Consider the following 14,977-nt stretch of genomic DNA (forward strand, 5'->3'; position numbering starts at 1 on the left):
TCGTTTGTACTCAGTCATTAATAATCCCCGGCATGCTCCTGATTTCATGTTGTTATGTCACTTCTTCAATAGATCCCTACCTCTATCACAACGCTATTCAATAACATCCAATACGTCTCAATATCCTTGAAATATTATTCCGATGTTCCATAAAAAAAGGACATTCCTGAAATGCACCGGAAATGTCCTTCTTCGTTTATATTTACACTTTCGTATTAAGTATTACTTATAACGGGGAAGCCACAAGAGATCATCGCTCCTCCTTCCTCGCGGTTACCTGCTTGAATCAGGCCTCCACAACGCTCGACAATTGCCCTGGCGATTGCCAGTCCTAGCCCAGACTCACCATCCTTACCTTTGACAAATCGATGGAACATGTTGGGAAGCAATTCTGGTGGAATTCCAGGTCCATCATCCGATACGATTAGCTTAATAGTCCCTTTATCTAAATTAACATGGATATTGATCTGTTCATTCGCATATCTCACCGCATTGGTCACCACGTTCAACAGTGCTTGCAGCAACTTGTCCTGGTCAGCCATAATAATCAACTCTTCAACTTCCGGGTAGGTAAGATGCAAATGAAGTCCCTTCGATATCAGCAAAGGATTAACGCGTTCAACGGCTTCCGTCAATAATTCCTTTAAACACACTTTGGAAGGTCGAAAAATATCCTCCTCACTATCCAGCTTCGCAAGCAACGTCATTTCAGTTACAATCTTCCCCAATCTTCCGCTTTCGCTCAAAATAATATCCAGTCCCTTACGGATGTTCTCCCCTTCAAAAATACCGTCCCGTATCCCTTCCGCATAACCTGAGATGGACATTAGCGGAGTTTTCAGTTCATGGGAAGCATTCTGAAAAAATTGTTTCTGCACTTGATTAAATCGGTTGAGCTCATCCGCCATTTCATAGACTGTCTGTGCTACGGACCCTATTTCTCCACCTGCTTTAATCAACTTCACATCCGTAAAATGACGATCCTTCACCTTTCTTAACTCCATTTTCAAATTCATTAGTGGCTGGATTAGTCTTTTCGTAATAAATAGACTAAGTAAGAACATAATAGCCCCTACCACGACAAAAATAAGAATCAGCTTACCCAGTAGTGCCTGTTCAATTGATTTTATTTTGCTCATGGGTGTGTATAATGTCAGTTTTCCTTGTGGTATGGATTGAACCTCTACAAGATAGCGGCTATCATTGCCATCCCAAATACTTTGAAGACTCGATGTTGATGCTGTTATCTTCTGTAGCGGGAGTGCTTTAGTCTGTAGTTGGGTACTCTCAGGCAATGTTCCCGAAACAATGTTTCCTTGCTGATCCGAGACTATGGCTTCAACACCAGCGTATGCTGTTGATACTATGGAAGATTTCAAAGCCACAGTTTCTGCCATATTAAGCGAGGTCATACCAGACTTTTGAATGGTGGCTGACATCGCTGCTCCCAGCGTTCTTAAATCGTCTTTCTGCGTTCCAATAAAATGATCCATCAGCACATAGTGGATAATAATCGCCGTGATCGAGAGAATCAAAGCTAGCGACAATCCGAAGGCGAGATTAATTTGGTGTACAAGCTTCATACTATGACTCCCCCCTAGCAGTTCTCATGCGATAGCCATGTCCCCATACCGACTCGACAGGCAAATGTTCTATTTTTTTTCGCATCCGTTTAATCAAATGATCAACAGCACGATCGCTACCAAAATAGTCCTCTCCCCAAACAGAAGTCAACAGCTCGTCTCTTGTAAAAGCACGGTTTGGATGTTCGGCTAGCACTTTAAGCATCAAAAATTCTTTACTGGTCAGATCCACTTCTTCCCCGCACCAAATGGCACGTCTTTGCTCAAGCATGAGCTGAAGTTCTCCAAGATCTATCTGTGTAGGCTTAGCTTCATTAACAAGAGCCATAACTTCACTATTCGTTATTTTACTCCACCGTTCCAGTTGACGCTTAATACGGGCCACAAGTTCACGGGGGCTAAACGGCTTAACAAGATAATCATCACTGCCTAATTCTAGACCGAGTATTTTATCTACCTCATTATCTTTTGCAGAAATCATAATAATGGGTACCTCCGCTTCGTTCCGGATGCGTCTACACAATTCGTACCCATCCATTCCAGGAAGCATAATATCCATCACCCACATACTTGGGGGATTTGTTCTCCATAATGTCCAAGCTTCTTCAGCATTAGCCAAACCTATCGTACGGTAATTCTCCTTATGCAAATAGGCTTCAATTAGATTACGTATATTCTGGTCATCATCTACAACTGCGATGAGATAATCGTTGTTCATCAAGCGTACCTCCTGTGTTTACTTCTTTGTGATTATACCAAAGGAAATAGTAACAAGAGTGTCCTGCCATTGTTTTTCCACAAATCCACCAATATTGTGCCACACCTAATCTGTAAATTGATAACTGTAAGACAAACCACATCACAAGGAGTGTTTAGAAATGAAACCGAATCTGAAGTTCAAGCATGTTGCCATGTCCGCTCTACTAATATCCGCTATCGGAGCCCCAGTTGCTGCTAATGCAGCACCTCTTCCTCAAACAGGAGATATGGGCACAAATCAAATGATCAGTAAATTAGATGCAGGTCCAGCAACCAAGATGATTAGTTTAAGCCATTCTAACCCGCTAGAGCTGGCCAAAAAATACGCCCCTGAGACAGTTAGTGACTGGGAAAAAATATTGGATAAATATAATAAACTCAAACCCCAAGTTGAATTCTTATCATTAGATTTAGAAACTGTTCCTTCAGTTGCAGTTAAGACTGTTCCTTCGTTTGCTTCTGGGGCCCTACAGAAAGATCATGTGGCAATCACTCTAGATAAATCTATAGAAGTCACATCATCCGTTGAATCAGGTAAGACAGCAACATTAATAGAAGGAATCGCTCTTGAAGCTACTGAAGCAAAAAATATCACTACCATGTCAGCGGAACTTCCTTCCTTTATAAAGGCACAAATTGAGCTAGCCGAAGCTGCAGATTCCAAGGATTGGATCGTGATCAAAGCAGCGCTTAATCAACTTATGAAGGAATACAAACAACAAATTACCGAGCTCGAAAGCACCCATGCAGATACTACAACTACAGCACCACTTAAGAAATAAACAATACCTCGGATAAAGTAGATATAGAAAAAAGCTACAGCTGTAGCTTTATAAGATATGAAAAAAAGGACAATCCCCCAGCGGTTCTACTCGGGAGATTGTCCTTACATCATATAGTCAGTAATCACACGTGATATTTCTCTGTTGGTGCATTCAAAACCCATTCCAACATTTCTATTCTAATTAGAACTTGATCGGCCGCCTCTTGATTGTCTGCTGCCTCCATTCTCTGACAAGTCATACGCAGTTCATTGATCTTTCGTTTAATCTGATCTTCACTTCGCATCATATCACCTACTTATTATATTTATACCAAGGCTACTCTTGTCTTGAAATTACGAATACACTACCACAATGAGATTTAGGATAGAATTCACATTTACAGATGCCGATTAATTTAATAATCGTACCTCATATTTTTTTATATCCAGCAAAAGGGTACTCATCGTTCTGCTAACTTAATTGAACGGTTTGGTCATATCCATCTTCCCATAAATCAAACCCTAAATGATTTAACATCTATACTGCTCCTCATATGCAAGTTGATAATACGGAATAGTTATTGTCGGCTCAAAGCCCAATCTTTGAGCCAACTTGTAGGAACCTTCATTTTCCAATCGACATGCCCATACCGGTTCTAGCTGGTTTCCCAGACAATATTCGATTAATGCAGAACATACAACAAATGCGTATCCTTTTCCACGGTATGCTTCCACTGTCTCAATTCCGATCTCCAACTGATGTTCATTTCGAAAAGCTGAAAAAGCTGTCGAAGCTATTTCCCCTCCACTAAGCAAGCAGTAGCCAACCCCAATTGTAAGAAACTGATCCACATCACGCCAAAAATACTTTGGGACGACACTACCCATTTGGGACAAATACAATTCGTTGGTCATTCTCACAATGTCATAGTTAAGGTTGGGATCCTCTTGCCTTGTAGTTTTAAAATTTTCATAGTTAAAACTGAAATTGACCCTAGTATTTCTCATGATGGATGGCTGACTATCCACGAAGGATTCAATGATATCATTCCAGCCACTCGCCGGATCTACCTGTAGCCATTCTGGTTTGTGTCTAACAAGCCCTTTATTAGTTATGTATTCAAATAGCCCCTGACTAAATCTCTTATTGTCAGATTCACCAAATAACAGAGACATTCCATATGAATGTACCACATAAAAAGTGGTTGGTTCCAGGAGATCATCAACATAAATTACACCGGGAACACGTTGCTCAATAACTGCCTCCGCAAACAATGTATTTATTTTCACATCACTTAACGGCCTCATCGCTTTGTAGTAGTCCTTTTTTTCTAGTATTTTCATAATTCTTATCCCTCCGACATTTCTTTTTGCTATCCTATCACAAGGATTAAAATTTGTAATTATTTAGGAAGATAAGTCACCCGATCGATATTTTTTATATGATATAAATCTAGTTGATTTTTAACGCATCCATGTAATAAAATGAACTAATCTCAAAGCAAAGGAAGCGCGGAAATAATGTCGTTAGCTGTACCACGTACACTAAGTAAGAGATCCCTACTATTTTTTTCTTTAATCATGCTAGCAAAAAGTTATTTCGTTTGGTATTTTCTATTCGAAGACGGACCTACGTGGACCACATGGATAAAAGAAATTCCATTTGTTCTACTCGTATTTTGCTTGATTGAATGGTTCGCTACGAAACGAAAAATCGCCATCTATCTATGTGTCAATTTATTAATTACCATTTTGTTCTTTTCATTAATTGTGTATCACAATCACTTTGGGATCATCGCAACCTCTCAAGTATTGGGGCAAGTGAAACAAGTTGGAGCAGTAAAGAAGAGTATTTTTTCGGTCCTTCATCCACAATATATGCTCATCTTTTTAGATATCATTATCATTACCTTAGTGATGTTTAGACGTAAGAAGGCGCTCGATTGGAAACGATCGATGTCACGTCGAAGCAATCGTAAAGTAGTTGCTTCATTGTTCTGTATCTCCATCGTAATTTGTTCGTTGAATATTTTCCCGAACCGGGCAAGTATGAATGAGACGGTTAAAGCGGAACAAATGGGCATTCTCAATTATGAAGCCTATGCGCTATTGGCCAATCAAGAGGAAGAACCCCTTGAAGTTTCTGAAATTACGCAAACGGCTATTGATGAAACGAAAGGAATTCAACCTTCCTTTAATCCCGATTTATTTGGAGCAGCCAAAGGGAAAAACCTCATCATTATTCAAATGGAGTCTTTCCAGAACTTCTTAATTAATCTTTCAATAGATGGACAAGAAATTACGCCAAACATGAATCAATTCGCAGGAAGTAGTTTCTATTTCCCTCGTTTCTATCAACAAGTTGGGCAAGGTAATACATCTGATGCTGAATTTATTGTGAACACTTCGTTCTACGTTCCACCCGATGGCCCAGCTACTCAGATGTACGCACCAAAGGAGCTTCCAAGCTTACCGAAGCTGCTGCAAGAACAGGGTTACGACACGGCTACATTCCATACGAATGAAGTTGACTTTTGGAATCGTGGTGAACTTTATAGCGCATTAGGATTTGATCGTTTCTATGATAAGAACTACTTCGGTGAAGACGATACCGTATTCTATGGAGCGTCTGATGAAGTTCTATACGAGAAGACTGCTGCAGAACTTGCTCGAATGGATCAGCAGGATCAACCTTTCTATTCACATGTCATTTCGATGTCTGCGCATAATCCATTCTCCATACCAGAGAACAAATACAAAATGACACTTCCAGAACGATTCGAAGGAACGTTAGTAGGAGACTATATACGTGCTCAGAATTACGCTGATTATGCACTTGGTCTTTTTATCGATGAGCTCAAACAAAACGGGGTATGGGATAATAGCTTAATTGTGTTGTACGGAGATCATCGAGGGCTTCCTATCTTTTCTCTTGAAGAGGACGATCAGGTCTTATTGGAAGAAATTCTAGGTCATGAATATACCGAAAGTGAATTGATCAATATTCCGTTAATCATTTCATCAACGGGTGTTACGAATTCAAGCGTAAAAGAGCAGTTAGGTGGGCAGATTGATATCCTGCCTACTGTATCTAATTTATTGGGGGTCTCACTTGAAGATCACATCCATTTCGGACAAGATCTACTGAATCATGCAACATATAACTTACTTCCTCAGCGCTATTATTTGCCAACCGGTTCATTCGTCAATAACGAAGAGCTCTTCTTATCAGGCAGTGGGTTTGAGGATGGTCAACATTATACGTTAACTGGTGATGGTGTCACCCCACTCACAGCAACCGAAGATGAATTTGAACGTGCTCTTGAATTGCTTCACATGTCTGACAGCTACGTTACTCAATTGCCAGACCGAGTAGTCGAGGACTAAACGCATTATGACTTACTAAATAACCAAAACAAGCCGATGAGCAGCTCACATGCTTCCGGCTTGTTTTTTATTACTCTCTCTATATATCGGTTAGTTTACATTCTTCTAAAATTGCCCCAATTGTCTTTTTTGCACTCGTGGCGATTTCACAATCCGTATCATTGTACGTAATTAGAGCTTTCCACAAAGCCCAACCTCTAGCTCTATTCCATGTGTCTTCGTCGCAACCAAGTGAATTATAGAAAGTCCTCCTACTATCCTGATCGAAAAATGTCCAAGCCATTGCATAATCACAAGCTGGATCACCCATGCCTAGTATTCCAAAATCGATAACGCCACAAAGTTTTCCATTTTTCACAAGGAGATTTCCTGGTGCAATATCACCATGTACCCACACAGGGGTACTCTGCCACTTGGACTCCAATGCTAATGACCAGATATCATTTATTTTATCGGTTGGTAATTCTGACTTAAGCTCTTCCAAAGCGGTCTGCGTTTCATGATGATAGACAGATAGCAAACCACCTCGATAAAAGTTATGCTCGCCTGCAACAGGTCCTCCTGAAGTGTCAATTGATTGTAATTCCTTCAAAAGTGCTGCCAGATCAACAGCTAATTGATTTAAATCCGTAACCCTATTGTAATTTACTGTATCCCCTTCAATCCATAAATTGATCGACCAAGGAAATGGGTAATCCTTTGTTGATTCACCTTTTGCTAGAGGTGTTGATATCGGTAAAGAGAGAAATGGCTGTAGTTTGGGTAACCAAGCTAACTCTTTTACAACTTGTGGAGCGTACTCCGGTCCACTCGGCAGCCTGACAGTCCTTTTGTCTCCTAGATGAAATGTTCTGTTATCATGACCACTTTTTTCAACTGGGCTAATTAGTAAACCGGACCATTGAGGAAACTGTTGATCAATCAGTTGTTGTACCAATTCTTTATTTATCTCAACCATAACTCCCCCCCCCCTAACCTATGAATAATCTTATATACGAAATAGATCCTGAATGGCTGTATCCATCTTGGTATGATCCTTCGAGTTCAGCCAATGATCAGGAATGATGATATATTTGCTAGAACTACCTTGTAGATAGCTGTAGATGATCTGCGCCTCATCAATTTCATCGCGACTAACTCCGTTAGATAACGTATGCCCACCAATCTCGAAATGGTCCAGAATCTTTGTCCTTATCTTCTCATATAACGAAACCATCCCAGTAGGCGCTACTGAATATTTTCCACAAAAAAGAATTCTATTTCGTTTAATCAGAAAAAGCTTGATCAAATCTTCTGTTAAATATTCAACCACTACGATGTTGCGATTCTCTTCTACAAAATCAATCACTTTTTCTTTATTTAGCAAAAAGGTTACTGCTCCAATATAATCTCTATATCTCGCTGCCTTTTCAAAGTCATATTGCTCAGCAGCAGCCAGCATTCCTTGATTCATTTCTTCGTATAGACTAGGGTCCGTTCCATCGAGCAGAGCGATCAAACGATTTATGATGTGATTATATTGCGCAAGCGCCTCTCCTCCCAAACACATTCCTAAGCACAATCCTAGCGAATGATTTAAGCAGGCACCCTTTGTAGTAACGGACTGATTACAGTCGATTTTAAAATATCCCTTTATCCCTTGAATTGCTTTTTCAACCGAGTTTTTATTTGCTGTATAAGGACCAAAGTATTGATAATCATCATTAGAGAAAGGATCATTGGTTACTTCTAAACGGTTTAACCCTTCATTTTTCCATATTGCAATATATTGATAAGCAAGCGGATTTTTCATCTTCCTATTGTACATTGGTTTATGCCCATGAATTAACTGGCACTCCAACATAAAAGCTTCAAATTCAGTGTCTGTAAGGATGTATTCCAAATCTTTCACATGATTTACAAGCTTCTTAATTTTTGGAGAATGGGACTTGGAATTATGAAAATAAGATTGAACTCTATTCTTTAGATGTTTTGATTTACCGACATATAGGATATTACCACGTGAGTCTTTCATCAGATAAACTCCAGGTGACATGGGAAGGTTACGCACCTTTTCTTTTAGTAAAATATCAATGCCCTCCCTTTCTAGATATATGCCAATTATATCATCGGCTTGAGTTCAGCTGAAGTAGCTGTTCTTTTGATGATACGACTGCTGCTACCTCCCTTAATGTATGTAAAATCACTGACTGACTCACAACAAGCATACTAAATTGGTAAAGAGTGTATAGTATACCTAACCAATTTCAGGAGAGTGAATTCCATGATAAACAAGTGTTTTGTTCCATTTCCTATTTTAGAAACTGATAGATTGCTTCTTAGGTTAGTTGAGAAAACAGATGTGGAGCAATTATATGAAGTGCTAAGTGATGCTGAAGTAGCTAAATTCGATTATTTTCACCCTTTAACCTCCCTAGATCAAGCGCTCGAATTCATTGCTAGGTTTAAGAACGAATTAGAAGAAAATGAAGAGATCACGTGGGGAATTATATTAAAAGAAACCAACAGATTAATCGGAACATGTTGCTTAGGAAGTTTTGATGATGGGGCTAGACGAGTGGAAATTGGTTATGATATCGCTCAAGCTGAATGGGGTAAAGGCTATGCAACAGAAGCTTTGGGAGCAGTTATTAACTATGGATTTAATACTATGAATCTAAACAGGATTGAAGCTACGATTACACCTGGTAATGATGCATCTGTCAAAGTACTGAAGAAGCTTAATTTTGAACACGAGGGAATCGTTAGGGAGCGGGATTTAATCAAAGGAAAACTTGAGGACGGAATAATGATGTCTATTCTGCAGAGGGATTATGTATTGTTACATAAATAAGTTTTCTATCGAGATCATTTAAAAGTAGCTGACCTATGCCAAATGCAGGGCTTCTTCAATATGAATCGTCATATCAAGGGAGAACATCTACATACTGACGAATTGGAGCTGCCCATGAAAAACGATAAAAAACCTAGGAGATACAAAATTATTAATATTTCGCTTATCGCCCTCATTGTTATAACATGGATCGTTGTCTATGGGATTACTGGCTTACCAGGGGCATATGCCTGGTTTGCGCTTAAATTAGTATTTCCCTTTTTGGGATTGGCAGGTATTCTATTGAATCTGACTCTACTCATCATTCTTTTTTTCAACAAGAAGAAGATCAATAACACACTTATAGGTTTGCTTGTATGTACGATCTTAACACTGCACCTTGTATTGACGATGAATATCGCCCAACTTCCGTATCCGTCCCGTATTCAACAAGTGCAACCTTCAGTCACTGTGAATTGGCCGTTAGCTGAACAAACCGTGGTTGGCTGGGGTGGTGATTCTATTCATTCCAACTTGCCTCACGCGATATGGCCGTCTGAACGCTGGGCATACGATTTAGTCATGGAACCTTATAATACAGGGAGTACCAACTTAGAAGATTATGGCATCTGGAGTAAAGAAGTTCTTTCACCCACTTCAGGAACCATAATAGCTGCTTACGACAACGAACCCGATATAGTACCAGGAACCGAAGATATACATTCTATGGAAGGAAACCACGTATATCTCCAACTTGAGGAGACCGGAACCTACTTATTACTCAACCATCTTAAACAGGATAGTGTTACAGTAAAGGTTGGAGATCATGTAAATACAGGAGATGTACTTGGTCGGGTCGGAAATAGTGGTTCAACTTCGGAACCCCATTTGCACATTCATCATCAACGCCAAAATCCCATTAAGGCTCTCCATCCGATTTTAGCGGAAGGGCTTCCTCTTTACTTTAAAAGTACAGATACGGATCCTATGCCAGTAAAGGGGACTGTGGTGAATATTACAGCTCCACCTGACTAACAAATTGAGTCATTCAAATAACTAACATCAATAAGATGTATGTGGGAGAAAATGGTCTTAAAAGTGGTGCGTAATTCTGATGTTGCTATCCGCATTGTAATCATGGAATGATCTACATCGGTTAGCATAGATACGAATAATTGATTTGAATTCAAATGGTGTCGATACACAAGCTCCGTATTATTACAGCTGCTGTTAGTACATATTTAGTACGTTTTTTCACTCGTCTCGTCCCTCCAGGTCATGTAATGCCAATAAGGCTCTTGAAAGAAAAAATGTCTTACTGCATTGTATTTTGTTGCTTCAATACGGAATCCAGCGTGTTCATACAAATGAATCGCAGCGGGATTCTTAGCGGACACAAATAAAGTTAATTGCTCAAACTTGGAATGCTGATAGAAATCCTTAGCCCAAGCAAGAACCAGTTTACCGATCCCCTGATTGCGATATTTAGAATGAATGGCAATGTGCTCAATATAACATTCCTTCTGCTTAGGTTGGTACTGTAGCATTCCCATCCCAAGTAGGAATTTACATACATTAAAGAACCCAAATTGTTTATATAGAGTCGTATAACTTAAATTTGTCGTCGTTGTCCTCGGGGTTGGATCTTGATCTCTCCATTTCAAAAATATCGTGCCGATCATCTCCCCATTTTCTTTAACTACCATTTGATTCTCTGATGCACCTTCATATCCATTTAACCAAGTTTTGCTCAGTAATTCGATCATATCCTCATCATCTAATGTGACCAGCGAATGAAACTTCCCTTGAAATGACTCCACTAAAAGGCGGCAAATACTATCGTAGTCTTCCTTGTGATACGGAACAATACTAATATCTCGCATACTCATTCCACACCTACCTTTACTTGGATTTCATAGAGAAGGTCATGGTTGCTAAACATGGACAGATAAGATCGTTCAATTAAGATAGTTTCACCAATGAATGTATATTGACATTCCTTTTGCACCTCCCTAAGCTTGTCGATTTCTCGTAAAATATCGTCTTCTTCGGTTACAAGGAACCTCTTCGTGAGGTATTTCCCCTCTTCCAAACATACACTTGTTAATTCATTTGCTTCAAAACACAAGGTAACATTTTCTTCCCTATATAAATAATGTAGGTCAGATTCGAACAGATTCGTTAAGTGTCCCCGATTGTCATACAGATTTCTCGCGTTAATTGGTTCTTCAAGGCCGAATTTAATCCATTGGTTCATGAATCGAGTATTAAGATATTTAAATTCATAATCTCCAAAGGGATCATGTTGCGTTTCATTATGCTCAAATAGAGTTCTCTGTATAAATTGTTTCAGATGAATTAGTCGATCAATTTCAGATTCAATATCTATCAAAGAAGATTTTAAAAGCCCACGATAATCTTCGGTAGAATAAGACATGACAGACTCTTTAATTTGCCCAACCGGAATATTAAGTTTGCGGAGCAGCAACACATGAGACAGTTGATAGATTTCAGGAATGCCATACATACGGTATTGATTTGTATCCGTATACGCAGGATAAAGAACTCCCATTTCTTCAAAATATCGAATTTGATGAACCGAAACGCTCATTAGCTTAGAAAGCTCACTAATTGTGATGTACTCGTTCATTACGATGCTCCCATCTTTTAATTTATATTATCACTATAAACCTTAGGTCTGACCTAAGGTAAAGAGTTATTTAAAATAATTTTACAGTCAACAAAAAAATAGACATCAACCGTACTACACGGTGATGCCCAAGTAGCTATCTTTTGAAATTATAAGTACTTCCCCAACTCAGAAAAATACTTTCTACGGCTACTAAAGTAAAATGCGATTTGAAGCACCAAAAAGAGTAACGCCACCAAACCGGCTTGTCCAAGTAGTTGCAGAATGATCGTCTGATTACTGAACACGGTATAAAAATAATAGAGTCCCAGTCCTAGACCTAAGACAGTTGGCAGGAAGAATACAATGGCTAGCTCTTTGGATACGATCTTCTTTAATTCTACCGAAGTAACTCCGATTCTCTTCAGCGAGAGCATACTCTCCTTCTGTTCATCAATATCGGATAATACTTTGTGAAACAATACCACACCAGAAGCAATCACGAACAAAGCCCCAAGGAAGAGCATGATAAAGAATATCGTTCCTTTGGATTCCAGCTTGCCTTCCAGCAGTTCAACCTTGTAGACAGGCTTTAAATCTTCTAACTCTCCTCTTTCCACGTCTACCGAATCCACAGCACTTTGTGTGTAATTGTTCCAATAAGAGGAATCCAATCCGTTCCGCTCCTGCAAGGCATTTACCAAAGTATGAAAGCCTTCTTCATTGAAATTCCCTTTCAGCAAATGTACCTTTTTCACTTGTTCTTCACTTACACCGCTCTTGATCTGTTCATACACCGTGTCATCTACGACAAGGGCTTGTCCAAAATACTTACCCGCTGTCCTCACGTAGTTGATAAATGGTTCGTTAGCTTCCGAAATATTCTCGGACTTATACTCCGTGATAGGATATCCATCTAAAGCCTGTAACAATTCTTCTTTACTCATGTGATTCCAAAGCTTATCCTCGATCTGATCCGAACTCATGACGGGCAGGATCGTATCCGGCATTTCGAATTTTTGTTTTTCCTCATATGTCCTTACGAATAATGCTTGGTTTGGTGAAAGATCCACCTTAGTCCCCATATACCCGTTGAAATGACTCTTGCTGATAATCATCGAAACCGTATCCCAGAGTACCCAATTCCCTTTATAGTCCCGAAACTCAGGAATTTCCACAAATTCCAAGGTGCTGTTCTGATTTAAGGTTATACCCTTTCCAATCAACAGGTTCTCCACCTCATGGTCATCCAGTTGGTTGAAATGGTTCGTTTCCACAAACATCACGTCAAAAGGGGTTTCCCGATCATTCTCATCTTTACTTGTCGCGTACATGGAGTAAGTCATACCGATAAAAAAAAGCGCACCTGCAATTAGCAAGGTAACGAGATAAAGGGTCGTTTTATATGAAATGAATCGATGAGATAGATTGGACATGACAATGAGATTGTTGTTGTACGTTCGCTTGAACCGTTTCAGCACCGCCTTGATGACCACAATCAATGTCCCAATGATGACATAAGGGCACACAAAGGTCAGAGTGACAAGTATTCCGACTACGTTCGAGTTCCCATTGAACAAGCCTCCAAGTAAAATCTTCGGCAGGAGAATTGCGGATACTGTGAAAAGGATACTTGCAACGATACCTAATACAATGCTACTTTTACCAATCCCTTTTTTACTTGAAGCTTGAAATACTTCAGAGATCGATATTTTCCGAATATAGAGCATATTAAATATAAAGTTACACCCAAAGATAACCAAGAATATCCCACTACTTAACAACAGGCTCTGCCCATTTAATTCGAAACCAATTGGATTTTCATGCAATATTTGATTTAATCCCATATAGAACAAATTCCCGAATACGCCCCCTAAGATAAGCCCACTTACCAATGAGATCGCGACGATGACCACATTTTCGAGAAACAACATCTTAATAATATTTTTTGTCGTCATACCAAAGGTCATGTACATCCCAAACTCTTTACCTCTGTATTTCAAAAAAGAAACATTACTGTATGTAATGAACACAATGGAGAATAACACGACCCCAATCAGAGCCAAAGACACGATTTCATAAAGCGTAGTCTCTCCGACCTGCCGCATGATATCCGAATTATATAGCAAGCTACCAAACATGAACAAAATCGCAACAATAAGCGTATTTACAAAATAAAGAGATACATATTTTTTTATATTATAAAAGAGGTTCTTACGAACAATGGAAGAGAAGGTCATGCTCTCTCTCCTCCAATCACGCTTTGCGCTTCCAGAATCTTATCAAAGAACAACTTCCGATCCCCTGACGACCTCATTTCCATTTCAACGTTGCCGTCTTTAATGAACACAATTCGTTTGCAAAACGATGCTGCAAAAGGATCATGGGAGACCATGAGAATCGTACTGTTTAACTTGTCATTTAAGGATGACATGGTACTCATAAGATTGTTAGCTGACTTGGAATCTAGATTACCGGTAGGCTCGTCCGCAAAAATAACAGCGGGCTCATTAGCGATCGCACGCGCTGCCGCCACTCTTTGTTTCTGACCACCAGAGATATGGAACGGATACTTATCTTTCAGATCATCAATCCCCAAGAACTGCATTAATGGTGTAAGCTTGTCCTCTATTTCTTTCGGACTTTTCTTGTCTAAAATAAGAGGCAGCGCAATGTTCTCCTTAAGCGTCAAGCTGTCTAGTAAGTTGAAATCCTGAAAAATATATCCGATTCGCTCTCTCCTGAACAGTGCCATCTGATCCTTAGATAACTTCGTAATATCTTGTCCATCGATGATAACCTCACCTGAAGTTGCTTTGTCGACTCCCGACAAAATGTTTAGTAACGTTGTTTTTCCGCTTCCGCTGGGCCCCATAATCCCGACAAAGTCACCTTTCTCCACAGTTAAGCTCATTTCATCAATCGCGGTAATTCCCTTGACCCCTTTATACCCGTTATACACTTTCACCAGATGATTTATAGTAATTACATCCATTTTGATTCCCCCCATAACCTGATAAGAGAAGTATAAAAGAGAAATACTT

14 protein-coding genes are annotated in these 14,977 nt (G+C 39.5%); 4 read left to right on the forward strand and 10 right to left on the reverse strand.

Going from position 1 to position 14,977, the window contains the following annotated elements; all coding sequences use genetic code 11:
- Positions 1-215: 215 nt before the first annotated feature.
- Both IEW05_RS11295 and IEW05_RS11300 read right to left on the reverse strand, forming a co-directional pair.
- Entirely contained in the window at positions 216-1,583 is a 1,368-nt protein-coding gene (locus IEW05_RS11295) for a sensor histidine kinase (protein ID WP_188538732.1), read from the reverse strand.
- Between the two features lies 1 nt (position 1,584).
- Positions 1,585-2,301, reverse strand: coding sequence for a response regulator transcription factor (locus tag IEW05_RS11300; protein ID WP_188538734.1), 717 nt, complete (start codon positions 2,299-2,301; stop codon positions 1,585-1,587).
- 160 nt (positions 2,302-2,461) lie between these two features.
- Between IEW05_RS11300 and IEW05_RS11305 the strand changes: the two genes are divergently transcribed.
- Complete coding sequence (locus IEW05_RS11305) at positions 2,462-3,124, forward strand: hypothetical protein (RefSeq protein ID WP_188538736.1); 663 nt, start codon at positions 2,462-2,464, stop codon at positions 3,122-3,124.
- Positions 3,125-3,248: 124 nt separating this feature from the next.
- Here IEW05_RS11305 and IEW05_RS11310 read toward each other — a convergent pair whose 3' ends face one another.
- Both IEW05_RS11310 and IEW05_RS11315 read right to left on the reverse strand, forming a co-directional pair.
- Positions 3,249-3,413 carry a hypothetical protein gene (locus tag IEW05_RS11310; RefSeq protein WP_188540911.1) on the reverse strand — a complete coding sequence of 55 codons (165 nt, stop codon included), beginning with the start codon at positions 3,411-3,413 and terminating at the stop codon, positions 3,249-3,251.
- Positions 3,414-3,636: 223 nt separating this feature from the next.
- Positions 3,637-4,449, reverse strand: a complete 813-nt coding sequence (locus IEW05_RS11315) for a GNAT family N-acetyltransferase (protein ID WP_188538738.1) — start codon at positions 4,447-4,449, stop codon at positions 3,637-3,639.
- 177 nt (positions 4,450-4,626) lie between these two features.
- Here IEW05_RS11315 and IEW05_RS11320 point away from each other — a divergent pair, with 177 nt between their 5' ends.
- The gene (locus IEW05_RS11320; protein WP_188538740.1) at positions 4,627-6,492 is read left to right on the forward strand and encodes an LTA synthase family protein; all 1,866 of its coding nucleotides are present in this window, start codon (positions 4,627-4,629) and stop codon (positions 6,490-6,492) included.
- A 79-nt stretch (positions 6,493-6,571) separates the two neighbouring features.
- Here the strand turns inward: IEW05_RS11320 and IEW05_RS11325 are convergent, their stop codons facing one another.
- Both IEW05_RS11325 and IEW05_RS11330 read right to left on the reverse strand, forming a co-directional pair.
- Positions 6,572-7,450 carry an aminoglycoside phosphotransferase family protein gene (locus IEW05_RS11325; protein ID WP_188538742.1) on the reverse strand — a complete coding sequence of 293 codons (879 nt, stop codon included), beginning with the start codon at positions 7,448-7,450 and terminating at the stop codon, positions 6,572-6,574.
- A gap of 30 nt (positions 7,451-7,480) precedes the next feature.
- Positions 7,481-8,527 (reverse strand): GIY-YIG nuclease family protein, encoded by a 1,047-nt coding sequence (locus tag IEW05_RS11330; protein WP_373285794.1) that lies wholly within the window; start codon positions 8,525-8,527, stop codon positions 7,481-7,483.
- 228 nt (positions 8,528-8,755) lie between these two features.
- Here IEW05_RS11330 and IEW05_RS11335 point away from each other — a divergent pair, with 228 nt between their 5' ends.
- Positions 8,756-9,325: a GNAT family N-acetyltransferase gene (locus tag IEW05_RS11335; RefSeq protein WP_188538746.1), complete on the forward strand. Its 570-nt coding sequence runs from the start codon at positions 8,756-8,758 to the stop codon at positions 9,323-9,325.
- Between the two features lie 114 nt (positions 9,326-9,439).
- A complete protein-coding gene (locus IEW05_RS11340) occupies positions 9,440-10,339 on the forward strand; it encodes a M23 family metallopeptidase (protein WP_229753342.1) in 900 nt (299 codons plus the stop codon).
- Positions 10,340-10,545: 206 nt separating this feature from the next.
- Here IEW05_RS11340 and IEW05_RS11345 read toward each other — a convergent pair whose 3' ends face one another.
- The 4 genes from IEW05_RS11345 to IEW05_RS11360 all read right to left on the reverse strand — a co-directional run bounded on the left by IEW05_RS11345 (position 10,546) and on the right by IEW05_RS11360 (position 14,928).
- Entirely contained in the window at positions 10,546-11,193 is a 648-nt protein-coding gene (locus IEW05_RS11345) for a GNAT family N-acetyltransferase (protein WP_188538748.1), read from the reverse strand.
- A complete protein-coding gene (locus IEW05_RS11350) occupies positions 11,190-11,954 on the reverse strand; it encodes a MerR family transcriptional regulator (protein WP_188538750.1) in 765 nt (254 codons plus the stop codon). The genes IEW05_RS11345 and IEW05_RS11350 overlap by 4 nt, the downstream gene beginning before the upstream one ends.
- Before the next feature lie 149 nt (positions 11,955-12,103).
- Positions 12,104-14,173, reverse strand: a complete 2,070-nt coding sequence (locus IEW05_RS11355) for an FtsX-like permease family protein (protein ID WP_188538752.1) — start codon at positions 14,171-14,173, stop codon at positions 12,104-12,106.
- Positions 14,170-14,928 carry an ABC transporter ATP-binding protein gene (locus IEW05_RS11360; protein ID WP_188538754.1) on the reverse strand — a complete coding sequence of 253 codons (759 nt, stop codon included), beginning with the start codon at positions 14,926-14,928 and terminating at the stop codon, positions 14,170-14,172. The genes IEW05_RS11355 and IEW05_RS11360 overlap by 4 nt, the downstream gene beginning before the upstream one ends.
- Between the last annotated feature and the right edge of the window lie 49 nt (positions 14,929-14,977).

Source organism: Paenibacillus segetis, from assembly GCF_014639155.1.
Taxonomy (GTDB): Bacteria; Bacillota; Bacilli; order Paenibacillales; family Paenibacillaceae; genus Fontibacillus; species Fontibacillus segetis.